Annotated in this window: 15 protein-coding genes, 2 tRNA genes and 1 riboswitch; of the genes, 3 read left to right on the forward strand and 14 right to left on the reverse strand. The window is 63.1% G+C overall.

The features are described 5' to 3' along the window. Positions 1-214 precede the first annotated feature (214 nt). Complete coding sequence (locus PV760_RS06425) at positions 215-1,345, reverse strand: class I SAM-dependent methyltransferase (RefSeq protein WP_354627371.1); 1,131 nt, start codon at positions 1,343-1,345, stop codon at positions 215-217. A gap of 218 nt (positions 1,346-1,563) precedes the next feature. On the opposite strand from PV760_RS06425, the gene PV760_RS06430 reads away from it, so the two are divergent. Further along, complete coding sequence (locus PV760_RS06430; protein ID WP_018777809.1) at positions 1,564-1,941, forward strand: cupin domain-containing protein; 378 nt, start codon at positions 1,564-1,566, stop codon at positions 1,939-1,941. Positions 1,942-2,016: 75 nt separating this feature from the next. Here PV760_RS06430 and PV760_RS06435 read toward each other — a convergent pair. Then, positions 2,017-2,089: transfer RNA gene (locus tag PV760_RS06435), tRNA-Ala, on the reverse strand. 360 nt (positions 2,090-2,449) lie between these two features. On the opposite strand from PV760_RS06435, the gene PV760_RS06440 reads away from it, so the two are divergent. Further along, positions 2,450-3,049, forward strand: coding sequence for a ScbR family autoregulator-binding transcription factor (locus tag PV760_RS06440; RefSeq protein WP_018777810.1), 600 nt, complete (start codon positions 2,450-2,452; stop codon positions 3,047-3,049). Positions 3,050-3,174: 125 nt separating this feature from the next. On the opposite strand, the gene PV760_RS06445 is transcribed toward PV760_RS06440, so the two are convergent. The 12 genes from PV760_RS06445 to PV760_RS06500 form a co-directional block, all read right to left on the reverse strand. After that, a tRNA-Ala gene (locus PV760_RS06445) sits at positions 3,175-3,247 on the reverse strand. 116 nt (positions 3,248-3,363) lie between these two features. Beyond that, positions 3,364-3,768, reverse strand: a complete 405-nt coding sequence (gene rsfS / locus PV760_RS06450) for a ribosome silencing factor (protein ID WP_018777811.1) — start codon at positions 3,766-3,768, stop codon at positions 3,364-3,366. A 57-nt stretch (positions 3,769-3,825) separates the two neighbouring features. Continuing rightward, positions 3,826-5,046, reverse strand: a complete 1,221-nt coding sequence (locus PV760_RS06455) for a hypothetical protein (protein ID WP_354627372.1) — start codon at positions 5,044-5,046, stop codon at positions 3,826-3,828. Between the two features lie 9 nt (positions 5,047-5,055). Beyond that, positions 5,056-5,733, reverse strand: a complete 678-nt coding sequence (gene nadD, locus PV760_RS06460; RefSeq protein ID WP_079582179.1) for a nicotinate-nucleotide adenylyltransferase — start codon at positions 5,731-5,733, stop codon at positions 5,056-5,058. A 1-nt stretch (position 5,734) separates the two neighbouring features. Then, positions 5,735-5,974: a hypothetical protein gene (locus tag PV760_RS06465; RefSeq protein ID WP_018777814.1), complete on the reverse strand. Its 240-nt coding sequence runs from the start codon at positions 5,972-5,974 to the stop codon at positions 5,735-5,737. Positions 5,975-6,056: 82 nt separating this feature from the next. Next, positions 6,057-7,421: a glutamate-5-semialdehyde dehydrogenase gene (locus PV760_RS06470; protein ID WP_055976052.1), complete on the reverse strand. Its 1,365-nt coding sequence runs from the start codon at positions 7,419-7,421 to the stop codon at positions 6,057-6,059. After that, the gene (gene proB, locus PV760_RS06475; protein WP_018777816.1) at positions 7,418-8,599 is read right to left on the reverse strand and encodes a glutamate 5-kinase; all 1,182 of its coding nucleotides are present in this window, start codon (positions 8,597-8,599) and stop codon (positions 7,418-7,420) included. The genes PV760_RS06470 and proB overlap by 4 nt, the downstream gene beginning before the upstream one ends. Continuing rightward, positions 8,589-10,175 (reverse strand): GTPase ObgE, encoded by a 1,587-nt coding sequence (obgE, locus tag PV760_RS06480; RefSeq protein WP_018777817.1) that lies wholly within the window; start codon positions 10,173-10,175, stop codon positions 8,589-8,591. Before obgE ends, proB begins: the two co-directional genes overlap by 11 nt. Positions 10,176-10,311: 136 nt before the next feature. Continuing rightward, entirely contained in the window at positions 10,312-10,575 is a 264-nt protein-coding gene (gene rpmA / locus PV760_RS06485) for a 50S ribosomal protein L27 (protein ID WP_003803426.1), read from the reverse strand. Between the two features lie 62 nt (positions 10,576-10,637). Next, positions 10,638-10,946, reverse strand: coding sequence for a 50S ribosomal protein L21 (gene rplU / locus PV760_RS06490; RefSeq protein WP_018777818.1), 309 nt, complete (start codon positions 10,944-10,946; stop codon positions 10,638-10,640). A 370-nt stretch (positions 10,947-11,316) separates the two neighbouring features. Beyond that, the gene (gene thiD / locus PV760_RS06495; protein ID WP_354627373.1) at positions 11,317-12,852 is read right to left on the reverse strand and encodes a bifunctional hydroxymethylpyrimidine kinase/phosphomethylpyrimidine kinase; all 1,536 of its coding nucleotides are present in this window, start codon (positions 12,850-12,852) and stop codon (positions 11,317-11,319) included. Further along, positions 12,843-12,941: riboswitch (TPP riboswitch) on the reverse strand. Its footprint overlaps the gene before it by 10 nt. Positions 12,942-13,027: 86 nt before the next feature. After that, positions 13,028-16,174 (reverse strand): Rne/Rng family ribonuclease, encoded by a 3,147-nt coding sequence (locus PV760_RS06500; protein WP_354627375.1) that lies wholly within the window; start codon positions 16,172-16,174, stop codon positions 13,028-13,030. 470 nt (positions 16,175-16,644) lie between these two features. Here PV760_RS06500 and PV760_RS06505 point away from each other — a divergent pair, with 470 nt between their 5' ends. Beyond that, positions 16,645-17,316 carry a vitamin K epoxide reductase family protein gene (locus PV760_RS06505; protein ID WP_018777821.1) on the forward strand — a complete coding sequence of 224 codons (672 nt, stop codon included), beginning with the start codon at positions 16,645-16,647 and terminating at the stop codon, positions 17,314-17,316. The last annotated feature ends 63 nt before the right edge of the window (positions 17,317-17,379 follow it).

Consider the following 17,379-nt stretch of genomic DNA (forward strand, 5'->3'; position numbering starts at 1 on the left):
AGGTTGGTTCCGCGCCTCGGTGTCGGCTGCCGGATCTCAGTCACTGATGCCCCTAGTCATTCGGAAAATCTTCGTCGAATTTGGTCTCTGTGTGCATCGTACGACACCACTGCTCCCACGGATACGAGCACACGCTGGCTCGGAAGTCAGGGGTTGGTAACGATGACACTGCATTGTATGCGAGCACAGTTCATTGACACGTCACGAACAGCCCTCAAGGCTTCCTGCTGCGCGTCACCGTGAACTTTGGATTACGGCCTTCTTCCACGGTGGGGCCGATCAGCCGTTCAAGCGTCGGCCGGTAGCGCAGGTGACTGTTGTACACCGTCCACAACTCCCCGCCCGGCGCCAGGACGCGGGCGGCTGCTTCAAACATCCGCATCGCGGCACCGGCATGCACGCTGGCGCCCAAGTGGAAGGGAGGATTCAGCAAGATGAGATCGGCGCTGGCCGGTGGGAGCGACGACATGGCGTCGTCGTGGAGTACGGTGATCCGCTCCCCCAGTCCGTTTGCCATAGCGGTGCCCCTTGCCGAGGCAGCGGCCGCGGCAGATTGGTCGGTGGCGATAACCCGTGCTTTCTTTTGCCGCGAGGCAACCATGGTGGCGAGGATACCCGTCCCGCACCCCAGGTCCACCACACACCGCGCCTGGGGCATGCGGTCAAGGAATGTCAGCAGATAGCGCGTCCCAATATCAAGGCGTGCCCCCGCAAAGACTGCACCTTGGGCACTGACGGTGATTCCCAGTTCGGGCAAGGGCTCAACCACAGGAAAGGGCGGGGCAGCATTGACCGGCCTGGCGTCCCGCGCCACCAGGACCCGGGACTTTTGGCGGGCCAACTGTGGCTGGACGGAGCCAAAATACTTTTCCAGCACACTGTTCATGCCGATTGTCATGTGCTTTACGCGACCACCGGCGAGCAAAACAGCACCCGGGGCAGCAAACCGTGCAACGGCGTCGGCGATCTCCTCCAACTCCGCCAGGGCTTTAGGCAACTGCAGCAGCACCAGCTCCGCATCCTCAAGCAGTTCCCTGCCGAGCTCCAGCGGGCTGAATTTCCCCTCGGCACCGGCCCCCTGCGCATTGCGCATTAAGGCCAGCCTCCCGGAGAAAAGGTCCTGGTGGACGCGGACATGTTCGACGCCGAGCCCCGCCAAAGCGCCGAGGGTCAACGCACCGTACCGGTCGCCGATGACGGCAATCCTGGTATCGGGAGAGCTGTATTCGACGGCGGTTTCCAAGAGCAGCTTGTCCGTGGCGTCGTAGGCCTGCAAGTTGTCGGCCTCTACGTCCGGCAACCTGCTCAATGAGTCAAAGAGCGCCCCAAGATCCAATACCGCCACTAGGAGGTTCCCGCTTTCTTTGCTTCAATAACCGGCCGCTGCCGGCGTCTCGACTTTATGGGTGCTTCGGAGGAAGCTTAAGCTGGCACTACGCAAACACCTGTCCTCCTCCGCGCGGTGAGAAGACCCCGAAGGTGGCCGGCATTCGTCACGGCGACCCCAGGAGCCAGGCGCCGGGACCACCCGTCACTGGGCTCCCCTTTCCCTTGCGAGAAGCCATGAGTGTCAATGTTGTCACGAACCTGGACGCAAAGTCCCACAACTCTCCCGACGAAACCCGGCGTGCGGACAAAACCGTAGTGGACCTGGTCACTGTGGGAGATTACACCATCGCCCGTATGACGTTTGAACCAGGCTGGACGTGGGCAGACTGCATCAAGCCTGCCGCCGGCACCGATTCGTGCCAGTTAAGCCACGTCGGGTTCTGCGTTTCCGGTTCCTTGGAAGTCGAAACAAACGACGGCGGCAAGATCAGCATTTCCCCGGGGTCCTCCTACTCCATCCCTCCTGGACACAACGCCCGGGTGGTAGGAGATCAGCCATTCCAGGGCATCGAGTTCGTCAGCGGAGCCGAATTTGCCGAAGCCCTCAAGTAGGCGTCCGGGCTGGAGCTGCGGTTCAGACCGAAAGCAAAAGACCCCGCTCGATTGAGCGGGGTCTTTCTACCGGAGTGGAGCTGAGGGGACTCGAACCCCTGACCCCCTGCATGCCATGCAGGTGCGCTACCAGCTGCGCCACAGCCCCGGATTTGCTGACTTCATCAGGAAGTATTTCTCTTCCCGTCGAAGCAACTCGTCAATACTAACCACAATCCCAGCGGAAGAGAAATCGCCGGAAGGTGAGGTGCATCACGCCGGGCGCCCGTCCTTCGGGAGACCCGCGCGACCGAGGTGCGTGGAACGAACCACTGCACCTCCCCCCAAAAACGGGCCGCGCGGAGTCTCCCAAAATGACGTGCTCCAAGGAGTCTAGGATCCCGGCGCCGGAAAACAAAACCGTCCAGTCGGTTTCCCTGCCTTTCCGCACTTGCGCGGTGATAGCGTTGTGAAATCCCGACGGCGGCTACTTCCGCCGCCAGCCCACCATGAGAGGTCCTCACAACGGATGCAGCAACGCGCGCAGGAAACCCGGCTGGCCGTCATTGAAGGGGCGGCATCGGTCTTCGCCGGGATCGGTTATGCGAAGGCGAGCCTGGCTGACATCATCGCGCACGCCGAGGTGACAAAGGGGGCACTGTACTTTCACTTCACGTCCAAGCGGGACCTGGCGCTTGCAGTGATCGAAGAACAACATTCCAAGGTCCTGGCTGCAGGTTCCGACATCCTGGGCACCAGCGCACCTGCGTTGGACAAGATCATCGCGCTCTGCAGGATGTTTGGCCGGCAACTCCTGGACGAACCGATCGTCCGGGCCGGTATACGCCTTACCTTTGAAGCTTCAGCGTTCGAGGCAGACGTGTCCGGGCCTTACGAGGACTGGATCGCCACGGTAGAGGGCCTTCTGGGGCAGGCCAAGGTTGAGGGCGCGGTCCGCGCGGACCTGGATGCCGCCGCCTTCGGCCGGTACCTGGTGGCCTCCTTCACCGGCGTCCAATTGGTTTCCGACGTACTGACCGGACGCGACGACGTGCTGCAGCGCATAGAGCAAATGTGGGAATTCATGCTGCCGGCCCTGTCTCCCGTCCGACCGGGCTCACCGGACTAGCCCGGCACCGGGCGGGTCTTTTAGCCCACCCCAGGGTCGGCAGCTTCGTGCCGGGAATCCGGACACGAAAAAGGCCCCGCCTCCCTCACCGGATGATCCAGGAAGAGAAGCGGAGCCTCATAGGGTGGAGCTGAGGGGACTCGAACCCCTGACCCCCTGCATGCCATGCAGGTGCGCTACCAGCTGCGCCACAGCCCCATATTCTTGCTGCTTCACGCTTGGCTTTGGAAGCCATCCGCGCCGAAGCAACTCAAATATCTTAGAACAGCATTTCCGATAATTCCAAATCGGGCATATTCGCTTGCCGCAGCGTCCTAGGCCTCGGAATCCTCCGAGGTTGCAGCCTTGGCGGAAGCGTCATCACCGAGTTCAAGATCTACCACGGGGCAGTCCTTCCAGAGGCGCTCCAATGCATAGAAGACGCGGTCTTCCGCGTGCTGGACGTGGATGACAATGTCGGCGTAATCCAGGAGGACCCAGCGGCCTTCGGAGCGGCCTTCGCGGCGCACGGGCCGAAGGTCCTGCTTCAGCAGTTCCTCTTCGATCCCGTCCACGATTGCGTTGACCTGGCGCTCAGTGGGAGCTGATGCGATCAGGAAGACGTCGGTCAGCGCCAAACGCTCGCTGACATCCAGCGCGACGATGTCTTCTGCGAGCTTGTCCGCCGCGGCACGGGCAGCGTGACGGGCGAGGGTGATGGATTGTTCATGTGCAGACAAAGGGAACTCCTAGTTATGGCGCGTGGCCGGGAAATGGCGTGAGCCGTTGGGGCGGAACTATCCGCTGGTAATCATGATGATGCCGACGATCAGGGCAACCAGGCCCAATGCCAGGACGCCGTATTGCAGCAAGCGGCTCCGTTGGGCCCTGGCCAGGCCGGCAGTACTGGCATCCAGCGGATCCAGTCCATAGGCGGTACTGGCGGGCACAGGAGGCCGCTGTGTTTCTTCGCTTGTTTCTGCCGTGGAGGTGGCTTTGTTCCTGGATGACCGGGCAACCGCCTCGGCGCGGGCAAGAACCCCCGCACGCCCACGCGGAGCACGTTCCTTCGCCGGTGCCTGTACCGGATCAAGCTTGGGGCCGGACGAGGTGACCAACGGGACAAAGGTAGTGCTGGGACGCTTCATCACCGGGCGTTCGACGCCGGGAACCTTGACGAACTCCAACGGAGTCACCATGGCGAGGTTGTTCGCCGTCGAAGGACCGGCCGATGTAGAAGGCTCCTTGCCCTGCCCGGGATGGTTCAGCCCGGGCTGGTTCTGGCCAGGCCCGCTCTGCCCGGGTTGGTTCCGTTCGGCCTGATTCTGCTCTGCCAGCTTTTGCTTGGCAGCGGCACGTTTGTTCAGCACGGCCGCGCGCTCGGCCAGGGCGATCTGCTGGGCCAGGACCTCGGGATCAACGGCAAGCGGATCCTGCTCGGCAATGTGTTCGAGCTTGGAAGTCTGGTTTTGGACCTGCGCGGCAATCAGTTCGCGAACAGCAAGGGCCTGTTCCACGGACATCTCTGATTCGGCCGCTGGTACACCGCCAGACCCGGCGGGTGCCGGTGTTTTCGACTGAGGGGACGCTTGTGGCTCATCCCGCGTCGGCGGATTTTCCCCGTCTTTGTCCGCAGCCTTCGGCTTGGCGCCGGGCATGGGAACAACCGGGTTCATGGACGTGGCAACTTCTGCCTGAAGCTGCTGAAGCCGAAGCTGGCGCCGGGTGGGCGGACCGCCACCTGAGAGTTGCTCTTCCTTATCGGCGAGCTCCTTGATGGTGCGCAGTGCGGCGCGGTCACGCGCCCGGATCTGGGACGAGCGTTCCTGGGCCGCAGCACCCACCGCATCCACAGGCGCATCCGCCGCGCGACGGTTGCGTCCGTTGGAGCGCTCTGCACCGTCAGCAGGCTCTGTCTCCTGCGGGGCCGTAGGCTCCGCCTGGACTTCCGGGTTCTGTTCCCGGGCACGGCGAAGCTCACGCCTGCTGCGGATGGGTCGCTGTTCCTGGCTGCTCATTTTACAAACTCATTCAGTACGTGCTTGGTCGTCTGATCCGGACAGTGCCGGCGACAGTTCTCCTGGTACAGCGTCAGGTGCATACAGTCCATACTTTGCGATGTACTGCACCACACCGTCAGGGACCAGGTACCACACCGGGTTGCCTGCACCCACGCGGATACGGCAATCCGTGGAGGATATGGCCATGGCCGGGACTTCGAGCAAGCTTACGTCGTCAGTCCGGCCGAGGTCGTTCAGCTCGTGTCCGGGGCGGGTAACCCCCACAAAGTGGGCCAAGGACCAGAGCTCGTCCACGTCTTTCCAGGACAGGATCTGGGCCAGGGCATCCGCGCCGGTGATGAAGAAGAGGTCGGCGTCGGGGCGCTGGGCCCGAAGATCCCGAAGGGTATCGATGGTGAAAGTCGGGCCGGGCCGGTCCACGTCAACGCGGCTGACAGTAAACCGTGGGTTTGATGCCGTCGCGATAACGGTCATCAGGTACCTGTGTTCGGGTTCACTGACCAGCTTGTGCGACTTCTGCCACGGTTGACCGGTGGGCACGAAAACAACTTCGTCGAGGTCGAACTTGGCTGCGACTTCGCTTGCAGCCACAAGGTGGCCGTGATGGATGGGGTCGAAGGTTCCACCCATCACGCCCAGCCGAAGCCTGCGCTCCGACTCCCCGCGAGGTGTTGCGGCAATAATGTTAGTGGCCCTGGCCGTGGGTGTGCTTGTTCGGGTGCTGGCGGTGCGGGTCAGCGTGCTCCTCCACTGCCTCGTGGCGGTTACCCAGGTTGGTGTAGGACAGGGTTACGAACATGAGAACCAGCAGCAGGGCAAACATCGAGACGCCGAAGACCCACGGCTCGGCCCACAGCGGGGCGAGTTCCTCGTGGCCGCCTTCTGTCTCGGCGGCAATGGACGTGGCGATCTGCTGAAACAGCATCTTCTCCCCTAGTTGGTTCTCAAAGGATTTCGACGGCGGGACTCCCCGCCGTTCCGGACTTCTGTTCTATGTTACCGCGTTGCTAGCTGCGGACTTGGCCTTCACCCTGCACGATCCACTTTGTAGTGGTCAGTTCGGTGAGGCCCATGGGACCTCGGGCGTGGAGCTTCTGGGTGGAGATACCAACCTCGGCACCAAGCCCAAGCTCACCGCCGTCGGTGAACCGTGTTGAAGCGTTGACAATCACAGCCGCAGAGTCTATCTCGGCGATGAACCTCTCCGCGTTGGCGAGGTTGTTCGTCAGGATGGCTTCTGTGTGCCCGGTGGTCCACTTGCGGATGTGCTTCACCGCGTCATCCAGGCTGTCCACCATGGCCACAGCCAGGTCGAGGTCCATGTACTCAGTGGCCCAGTCGTCGTCGTCCGCGGGAACAGTCTCGACTGCGCTGCCGAGGGCAGCCGCGATCCTGTCATCGACGTGAAGTGTCACGCCCGCCTTGCGCAGTGCGGCCGCTACTGCGGGCAGGGCCGTCGACCCTGAATGCACCAGGAGTGTCTCCACGGTGTTGCAGACACTCGGACGTTGGGTCTTGGCATTGAGGAGGATCTCCACGGCCATCTCTTCACCCGCCGACTCATCAATGAAGATGTGGACATTGCCCTCACCTGTTTCGATAACCGGCACCGAGGAGTTGGTCACGACAGTCTGGATAAGCTCGCGTCCGCCCCGGGGAATGAGCACGTCCACCCGCCCGCGGGCACGCATCAGGACATTGGCACCTTCGCGGCCATACTGGTCAACTGTCTGCACGGCATCAGCAGGAAGTCCCACCGAGTCCAAGGCGTCGCGCAGGATCCGGACCAAGGCCTCGTTGGTGTTCGCGGCAGCGGAACCGCCGCGGAGGATCACGGCGTTCCCACTCTTGAGGGCGAGGCCGGCAATATCCACAGTGACGTTGGGGCGGGCTTCGTAGATGGCGGCAACAACACCCATCGGCACATTGACCTGGCGCAGGCGCAGACCGTTAGGCAGTGTCTGCCCACGGACCACGTTGCCCACGGGGTCCGGCAAGCCGGCCAGATTCTCCAATGCCGCCACCAGGCCGTCGATGCGCTCCGGAGTAAGGGTGAGCCGGTCCAGGAGAGCTGCAGACGTGCCGTTGGCGCGTCCTACGGCAACATCCTTGGCATTGGCTTCAAGGACATGCTTCCGGTTCTCAAGCAAAGCTGCCCCGATTGCACGAAGCGCACGGTCTTTCCACGCACGGTTGGCCTGTCCCAGGCGGCGTGCTGCTTTCCGGGAACGATCGGCAATGGCGTGGACAGCAGCTTCGAGTTCCTCCGGAGTCAATGGAACGCGTCCTGCCGCAGGGTTCTCCGGCGCGGTGCCGGCAGTGCCGGTAGCGTCGGAAATCACAGGGGCGTCAGGGGTCAGCGCTTCAGTCATGCACCCAGTTTAGATGAGCGCGGCCCGCGCAGAAGCACCAGATCGTCAACATGAACAACTTCGCGGTCATAGCCCCGTCCCAGCGACTGACCAAGCTCCTGGGTAGTGCGGCCCAGCATGCGGGGAAGTTCCTCCGACGAGTAGTTCACCAAGCCACGGGCCACGATGCTTCCGTCCAATGCCACCATCTCCACCGGATCACCGGCTTCGAATTCGCCCCCGACCTCCGAGATGCCGGCGGGAAGCAATGAGCGGTGCCTGTCGCGCACAGCCTTGACGGCGCCGTCGTCGAGCACCAAACGTCCCTGCACCGTCGCCAGGTGCGCGAGCCACAAGAGGCGGACGGGTTTGCGGTTGCCGTTCACGGCGAACCAGGTTCCCACGTCCTCCCCCGCCAGTGCTGCTGCGGCATTGGCCGTGGAGGTTACCAAAGCATGGATCCCGGAACTTGCGGCAATCGACGCGGCCTCGACCTTGGTCATCATGCCGCCCGTTCCCACACCGGCCTTGCCGGCCTTGCCGATGGTGACGTCCTCCAGGTCCTGGGGTCCGCGCACCAGCGGGATGCGCCGGGCGCCTTGGGACGGCGGACCGTCATAAACGGCGTCGACGTCGGACAGCAGCACCAGCGCATCGGCGCGGACCAAGTGCGCCACCAAGGCAGCCAAGCGGTCGTTGTCGCCAAAACGGATTTCATGGGTTGCCACGGTGTCGTTCTCATTGACCACCGGCACCACGCCAAGATTCAGCAGCCGATCCAAGGCCCGGAAGGCATTGGTGTGCTGGGTCCGGCGCATGAGGTCATCGGCGGTCAGCAGGACCTGGCTCACAGTTACCCCGTGTGCGTTGAACGCCTGCGTGTAGCGGGCCATCAGGAGACCCTGGCCAACACTTGCTGCCGCCTGCTGGGTGGCAAGATCCTTGGGCCGCTTTGCCAGGCCCAACGGTGCCAGCCCGGCCGCAATGGCGCCCGAAGAAACGAGGATAATCTCGGTTCCGGCGTTTCGCTTTCCGGCGAGTGCGTTGACGAGTTGCGTCAAGGACTTCTCGGAGATGCCACCCTTGATGCTGGTCAAGGAGGATGAACCCACCTTGACCACGATCCGTTTGGCGGTGGCTATCCCCTGGCGCTCCAGCCCGGCAGCGTCCTCGGAAACGTCAATGGTCCTAGTCGTCATCACCGGAATCCAGGGTGCTTTCCCTCACCGTCTGGGCACGGCGCCCGCTGACGGACTCTGTCCAGATGCCCGCCTTGCGCTCGGCTTCGAGTTCGGCGCGCGCAGCAGCCTTGGCCTCGCGGCGCTCGATCTGCTCCTCGCGCTTCTGCGAACGCGTGGGACGGTCACCGATGTCAGCAACACGGATATCGGTGCCTCGCGGAGTTGCCAAAAGTTCGGCACCGGCCATCATGGTGGGCTCCCAGTCGAAGACGACGCCGTCATCCTCGCCAATGACGACGGTATCGCCGGGCTTGGCGCCAACCTTGAACAGCTCCGTCTCAACACCAAGCTTGGCGAGGCGGTCTGCAAGGTAGCCGATGGCTTCCTCGTTCGTGAAGTCGGTCTGCTTGACCCAGCGCACGGGCTTTTCGCCCAGTACGCGGAACAGCGGCTCGAGGTTCTTCTCTTCACGACGGATCTTGAAACCGGACTCGTTGACGGCGCGCGGGCGAAGGACCGGCGGAGCCACCTTGGGGGGTGCAGCCTGGACGGCGTCGCGTGCAGCCTTGACGATTTCTGCCATGGCAAAGCCGAGCTGGCGCAAGCCTTCGTGGCTGGTTGCCGACACTTCGAAGACACGGTAGCCCCGCGCCTCCAGGTCGGGACGCACGAACTCGGCCATATCCTTGCCGTCGGGGAGGTCGACCTTGTTCAGGACTACCAGCTTGGGTCGCTCGTTCAACGGGACAACTTCACCGTCAACGCCGGCGTAGCTCATATCGACGGCGTACTTCTCCAGTTCGGCCTCAATGATGGCGAGGTCGGAGAGCGGATCGCGGTCCGATTCCAGGGTTCCGCAGTCAAGCACGTGGACCAGGGCAGCACAGCGCTCCACGTGGCGGAGGAAGTTATGACCAAGGCCCTTGCCCTCGCTGGCGCCTTCGATGAGGCCCGGAACGTCGGCAATGGTGAAGCGGACGTCTCCGGCCTGGACCACACCCAGGTTGGGGATGAGGGTGGTGAACGGGTAGTCGGCGATCTTCGGCCGGGCAGCGGACATGGCAGCAATCAAGCTGGACTTGCCCGCGGAGGGGAAGCCGACCAAGGCAATATCGGCAATGGACTTCAGTTCCAGGACGATGTCACTGGATTCGCCTTCGATGCCGAGGAGCGCAAAGCCCGGGGCGCGTCGCTTTTGCGAAGAAAGGGAAGCGTTGCCGAGGCCGCCCTGGCCGCCGGCGGCCGCAATGTATTCAGTACCCTCGCCCACCAGGTCTGCCAGGACTTCGCCGTCCTTGGTCTTGACCACGGTGCCGTCAGGGACCGGAAGAATCAGGGTCTCGCCGTTCTTGCCTCCACGCCAGTCGCCCATGCCGGGGCCACCATTGGTGGCGTGCCTGTGGGGTGCGTGGTGGTAATCAAGCAAAGTGGTGGTCTGGGCTGACACGCGGAGGATGACGTCGCCGCCGTTGCCGCCGTTGCCGCCGTCGGGACCGCCGAGCGGCTTGAACTTTTCCCGCTTAACGGAGACACAGCCGTGGCCGCCGGTTCCGCCGGATACGTGCAGGACTACCCGGTCTACAAAGCTCGCCACGTGGATCTCCTCTATTGCTGTTGCCAGCGCTGTTGCAAAAACCAGCGCGCCTGAGGGCGCCCTAGTCGATTGTAATGCGGTTAAAAGAACGGTGGAGCGGGCCGCTTGGCCCGCTCCACCGGTTCAGAACTTGTTGTTACTCTGCAGCTGCAGCAGCAACGATGTTCACTACGCGACGGCCGCGGCGAGTACCAAACTCAACCGCACCGGCCTGCAGGGCGAACAGGGTGTCGTCGCCACCGCGACCGACGCCTGCACCCGGGTGGAAGTGGGTGCCGCGCTGGCGAACGATGATTTCGCCGGCGGAGACTACCTGACCACCGAAGCGCTTGACGCCCAGGTACTGTGCGTTGGAGTCACGACCGTTGCGAGTGGAACTCGCGCCTTTTTTGTGTGCCATGTGAAATGCCTGCCTCTAAATTTCTGGGGAAACTGAAAAACCTGAACAGCGGGTAACGAAAGTTACGCGATGCTGGTGATCTTGATCTTGGTCAGTTCCTGACGGTGACCCTGACGCTTCCGGTAGCCGGTCTTGTTCTTGAACTTCTGGATGACGATCTTCGGACCACGGAGGTCTTCGAGGATCTCAGCAGTAACCTTGACGTTGGCCAGTTCCGCTGCTGCGGAGGTGACCTTGTCGCCGTCAACCAGGAGCAAGGCGGGCAGCTCAAGCGTGCTACCGGCTCCACCGGGGACGCGGTTAAGCGTTACGTAGTCTCCAACGGAAACTTTTTCTTGGCGGCCGCCTGCGCGGACAATCGCGTACACCACTTGGGTACTCACTTCTCTCGACGTTTATAACTAAATTTGCGTGCGGAACCTGTCACCGGAATCAGGCTTGGTTCGCGCTGTGCCTCAACGCCGTGGACTTCTGTTCGAAGTCCGCGAGTCATCCCATGAACAATTCCAAGGGGCATAACCCAAGTGTTGGCGTAAGCACCGAAGATCAAGATTACGCTAGTTTGACCCTCAGCTGCAAATGAGGCCGGGACCGGAGGCTACCCCGTGACTTGCATCACGAGGTGTAACGGACTCTCCCGGCACCGTGCCCATACAGCCTACAGGGTTTGGCGGCGATTAACGTGATCACGCCCGCGACGCGCGGGACAAGCCATGCTTTTCATCCCGGTTCAGTCCCGATTCAACAGGCCGGGCCACCCTGGGTGTAGAGCCGCGGAGCATCAAAGAACGCCGTCTCGTAGCGGCAGGACTGCCTGAAAGCCTCAAGCATCTCCGCACGTTCACGCCCGGAAGCGGCAACGGCCGCCGCGTCTGTGAAGTTGATCGCCATCCTTGTGGCGGAGGCAAAGTCCTCGTCGGCGTACGTCCGCAGCCAGTCCGCATAGGGATGCCCGCCGGAGGCCCCGGCCTCGACGAACGCGGCGTGGAGCTTTTGACCCACTTCCGCATACAACCAGTAGCAGGGCAGGATCGCCGCGAGGACCACCGCATAGCTGCCTGACGCCGTCGTTGCCAGCAGATGGTCCACATAGGCTTTGGTGACCGGTCCGGTGACGCCCGAAGCCTCACGGGAGCTCAACCAGTTCCTGTGCAGTTCCGATTCAACTTCCAGGCACTGCCGTGAGCTCCTGGCCCAGAACAGCTGTTCTTCCTCGGTGGGCGCCAACGCACCTGCACGGGCAAGGACCCTGGAATAGCCATTGAGATAGATGGCGTCCTGCGCAAGGTAGTAGCTGAACGCCGGCTCCGGCAAATGCCCCGACTGCAGTTCCTGGATGAAGTTGAGGCCGTGGATTTTTTCAAGCTCCGGGATGGCTTCCTTCCACAAAGTGGCAGCAAATCCGCCAGGCTGGAGGACGCGCTGGTGGTGGAAGTGGTCCACAGGCCCGTTGCCCCGGCCCACTTCCAGCTCCCCTGCGCTCCTCAGGGCCTGGAGCAGCCACGGTTTCGCTTCGCGCAGTGAGGCCTCCCAGTCGCCCGTGCGCGCCTGGACGGTAGCCAAGGCGGACGACAACGAGCATCCAGTGCCATGGCTGTTCCGGGTCGCAATCCTTGGACCTGCCACTTCGATGACGTCCTGCCGCAACAGCCCGCTGGTGTTGATCAAGGCATCGGGGCATTCCGAGCCGGCCAGATGACCGCCCTTGACCAAGACCGTGTTTCCGCACTCAGCTGCCAGTCGCTTGCCCTGCTCCAATGCCGATGCCCAATCAGCAGCCTCGGTTTCCCCCAGCAAAATGGCAAGCTCGGGCAGGTTCGGCGTGATCAGGTCCGCCAATGGAAGCAGGGAACGAAGGGCCTCCCCTGCGGATTCGGTCAGCAGGCGGTCACCGCTGGTGGCCACCATCACGGGATCAAGAACCACGACGGCGGGGCGCACCGATTCGAGCCAACTGCGCACCTCGTCAATAACAGCCGCGTCGCCGAGCATCCCGATCTTCACGGCGTCGATGACGATATCGGTACTGACGGCGTCCAGTTGCTGGCGCAGGAACTCCACGGGTGGTACGTGCACACCGCTGACACCCAGGGTGTTCTGGGCCGTCAAAGCCGTAATGGCAGCCATGCCATATCCACCGTGGGCGGCGATGCTCTTCAAATCAGCCTGGATTCCGGCTCCTCCGGACGGGTCGGAGCCCGCGATGCTAAGTACCCGGGGGGTTCGTCTGCGGTCCTCCGCCAGCGGATAAACAGCGGAAGATGACAATGCGGCCATGAGGACATCCCTTCGCCGGTGCTAACCGGACAGGTTCAACGGGTTTGGATCTCAGCCTGGCCCATCGCCTGGCACCCCGTGTCAGTCCCCCAGCCTAGCGCACCGGCAGACAGCAAAAGGCCCCGCAATTCCCGCTGGTAGCGGAACTGCGGGGCCTTGGTGCGGTCACAAACGGTTAGAGTTCGGAGGCCGGTACGCCGACGCCCAGGATGATGGGTTCGTCCGGGGCCGCTTTCCTGACCGGCTCCGCAGGCGCCTTGGACTCGTGCGCCGATCCCTTCGCGGCCGTAGCGGTCACGTCGTGGTGCTCAACAGTGGTCTCGTTGGCCGCGCCTTGGGCCCTGCTTGCACTGCGGTTCCGGCGGCTACGACGACCCCGCGATGCTGAGGGGGCTTCGTCTGCGGCCGGAGCCGGAGCTTCAGTCGTCGGGGTGTCCGCAGCCTTCGGGGCTTCGACAGCTTCCTTGGCTTTCCGGTCCTCAGGCGACGGTGCCGCGCCAAGGTGCGAGAAAGCTTCGGCCAGACGGTCCAGGCTCATGGCCGGCTGGGCTGCCTGCGGCTCATCGTGGTGTTCAACGAAAGGCAAGGCAACCTCTTCGCCGCCAAAACGCAGCACTGGAGTAGCCCGGCCTTCGCGGACAGCGGCGTCGTGTGCCGCGGCTTCCTGAGCCGTCGGGGCAGCGGAGACCGAACCGGCGTCGGGACCATGCTCCCCGGCCGCCCGGGTTTGCTCCTCTGCCTTGTGGAGCTCGTCATCGTGAAGGTGGGCGGCATGCGCGGCCGCTGCAATCGTCGCCAGTGCAGCCCGGGTTGCTTCGGCTTTTGCCTGACGGGCAGGGTCCTGGGCTTCCGGGTGTGCTGCCGGTGCCGCAACAGGGGCGGACGGCGTCGAATGGACCTGGGCCGGCGCTTCGACCGTTCCCTGGGCGCCGCCCTTGCCGCGGCGACGCTTGCGCTCGGTGCGGGCTGTGGACTGCTGTGCTTCGGTGTGCGGACGGTGCTGCTCGGCTGCCACGGTGTTGGCGCGGCGGTGCTCCACGGGCTCGTCATGCGTCACGACACCGCGGCCTGCGCAGTGCTCGCACTGCTCACCGAAGACTTCAAGGAGACCGGTGCCCATGCGCTTGCGGGTCATCTGGACAAGGCCCAGTGACGTTACTTCAGCAACCTGGTGCTTGGTACGGTCGCGGCCCAGGCACTCCACCATGCGGCGGAGAACGAGGTCGCGGTTGGATTCCAGGACCATGTCGATGAAGTCGATGACGATGATGCCGCCGATGTCACGCAGGCGAAGCTGGCGAACGACTTCCTCGGCAGCTTCAAGGTTGTTCTTGGTAACTGTCTCTTCCAGATTTCCACCACTGCCGGTGAACTTCCCCGTGTTGACGTCCACCACCGTCATGGCTTCGGTGCGGTCAATGACCAGCGAGCCACCGGATGGCAGGAAGACCTTGCGTTCCAGGGCCTTGTGGATCTGCTCGTCGATGCGCCAGGCAGCGAAGATGTCTTGATCCTTGGTCCATTTTTCAAGGCGGCCCACGAGGTCGGGGGCAACATAGGTTACATAGGCCTCGATGGTGTCCCAGGCGTCGTCACCGGAGACGATCAGCTTGGAGAAGTCCTCATTGAAGACGTCACGGACAACCTTGATGGTGAGGTCCGGTTCGCCGTAAAGCAGTTCCGGTGCCAGCACCTTGGTGGAGGAAGCTTGCCCTTCGATACCTTCCCACTGCGCGCGCAGACGGTTGATGTCGTGGGTCAGTTCTTCTTCCGAGGCACCTTCAGCGGCCGTACGGACGATGACTCCGGCGTTTTCCGGCAGGCGGTCCTTCAGGATCCGCTTGAGGCGGTTGCGTTCGACGTCGGGCAGCTTGCGGGAGATGCCGGTCATGGATCCACCCGGCACGTACACGAGGTAGCGGCCCGGAAGTGAGATCTGGCTTGTGAGGCGGGCACCCTTGTGACCCACCGGATCCTTGGTCACCTGGACCAGGACGGAGTCGCCGGACTTCAGCGCATTCTCGATCCGGCGCGGCTGGCCCTCCAGGTTCACTGCATCCCAGTTGACTTCACCGGCGTACAGCACCGCATTGCGGCCGCGTCCGATATCAACGAATGCAGCTTCCATGGATGGCAGGACGTTCTGGACCTTGCCGAGGTAGACGTTGCCGATCAGGGAGTCCTGCTGGGTCTTGGACACGAAGTGCTCGGCCAGGACGCCATCTTCAAGGACTGCGATCTGGATTCTGTCGTCGCGCTGGCGGACGATCATTTGCCGGTCCACGGATTCGCGGCGTGCCAGGAACTCGGCTTCGGTAATCACCTGGCGGCGACGTCCGGTCTCGCGGGACTCGCGGCGACGCTGCTTCTTAGCCTCGAGCCGGGTGGAGCCCTTGACGCTTGCGACCCGGTTGGAAGGAGCCGTTTCCGTGATGGGCCGGGGGGCGCGAACGCGGGTTACCGTGTTGGGCGGGTCGTCATCCGAGCCGCCCGTCAGTTCAAGGTCCTGGTCTCCACGACGCCGACGACGACGGCGACGCGACGTGACGCCTTCCTCGAGGGCTTCAGCTGCGGGAGTTTCTTCGTCGCCGGAGTCATTGCTGTCTTCGGTGTCGTTCTCGTCGCGTTCAGTGCCACGGCGCCCGCGGCGGCCGCGGCTCCGGCGACGGCGACGACTGCCACCCTCGTCCAGCTCACCGTCTGCGGCTGCTTCAGCGTCGTCTTCCGGCTCGTCGTCCGTCTCTTCCACGGCCGCAACGCGCGGGACAGTGGTGAGGTCAGGGGCCTGGAAGATCATCGACGTGATGGAAACCGGCTCCATAAACAGCGAGGTGGCAGCGGCAGGAGCAGCTTCCTCGGCCGGAGCCTCTTCCTCAGCAGCAGGTTCTTCCGGCTGGGCGCCGGCTTCCGGCGTCGTGGTTTCTTCAACAACTTCAGCAACTGCGGGCGTCTCTTCTGCCTCCACCTTGGGCTTGGCAGCACGACGACGGCGGACCGGCTTTTCGGGGGCAGCTTCAGGGACGGCTTCGGGCTGGGTTTCGGCAGAAGGCTCCTGGCCTGCGGCGGTTTCATCGCCGAGGCCGGGCAAGGGCTCGGTTGGCTCAACCTTCTTGCGGGACCGGGTGCGGCGTACGGGCTTGGCGTCAGCCTCGGGAGTTTCCGCAACTGCGGGCGTCCCAGTGGCAGGGGCCTCAGTTGCCTCTACCTCAGCAACTGCCTTGGGCGCAGCCTTGCGCCGGGTCCGGGTGGTTTTCTTGGGCGCTTCCGCAGTGTCCGCGGGAGCTGCCTCATCATTAACGGCTACAACCTGGTCATTATCCATATGTGGCAACACTCCTGCCCCAGCGACACCGCCACATCCGGCGCCCAGAGGGGCAAATATTGTCAAAACCCGCAGGCGTTGACAGAAGTCGGTAGTATGCCTTCCGGTTCGCACCATCATTGGGGTGCGGCAGCCCTGGAAGGCCGGCGGCTTAGTTCTGAAACCCGTTGTTCTGCTGCCACAACCAGGTGCCGTCCATTGTTATGGCGGGCCTACCGAGGATCGACGTGATCCGGGCATGCCCAGCTCATACTGGCGGTCTTGGGAACAAGTCACCGGACCGGAATCCGAATGTGGGTCGGCTTCCAGCCATGTTCATTCTCTCACACCCGCGCGACATCGCCCGTTAGGACGCTGTGTCGTCCGGATCGGCACAAGCTGGGCGCAGCCCACAGCCAGCGGCGTTAGAATCCTCCCAAGAACCCTTCCCGGCCCGCCGGGGCACAACGTCGAAAAGGATCCGATCCGCGATGCCGAGCACCGCCAGGGAAAACCTGGCCATCAATACCTCCACCACTGCGGGAGAGTCGTCCGCACAACAGGAGAAGTTGCCGAGGACTGTCCGCGACAAGCCCTTCGCCTGGCTCCTCCTGGTCACCGGCGTCATCGGTTGGCTGGCGTCCGGGGCGTTGGTCCTGGAGAAACTGGAAGTCCTCAAGGACCCCAACCATGTAACGGTCTGCGATGTGAACCCGTGGATTTCGTGCGGAGCCGTGATGCAAACACCACAGAGCTCCGTGTTCGGATTCCCCAACATGTTCATCGGCATTGTGGCCTTTGCCGTCATCATCACCACGGCCATGGGCCTTCTCGCCGGCGCCAGGTTCTCGCGCGGCTACTGGCTTGGACTGCAGGCGGGCGTGACCCTCGGTTTCGTGTTCGTTGTCTGGCTGTGGTCGCAGGCCCTGTACGTCATCAATGTACTGTGCCCGTTCTGCATGGTGGTGTGGGCCGTCATGATCCCCCTCTTTGTCTGGGTGACCATCCGGAACATCTCCCACGGCGTCATCAAGGCACCGCCGGGCTTGACCAAGTTGCTGGGCGATTCCGGGTGGATCATTGTGGCCCTGCTGTATGTCGCGGTCATCGCCACGATCTTCTTCGCCTTCATCCACGTTTTCGCTGGGACGTCCGGCTACTAAACCCCTCCGCGGGGTGACAGCTAAGGCCAATGTTCGACTCGAACATTGGCCTTAACTGTCAGG

It is taken from the genome of Paenarthrobacter sp. CC6, from assembly GCF_040560085.1.
Taxonomy (GTDB): Bacteria; Actinomycetota; Actinomycetes; order Actinomycetales; family Micrococcaceae; genus Arthrobacter; species Arthrobacter nicotinovorans.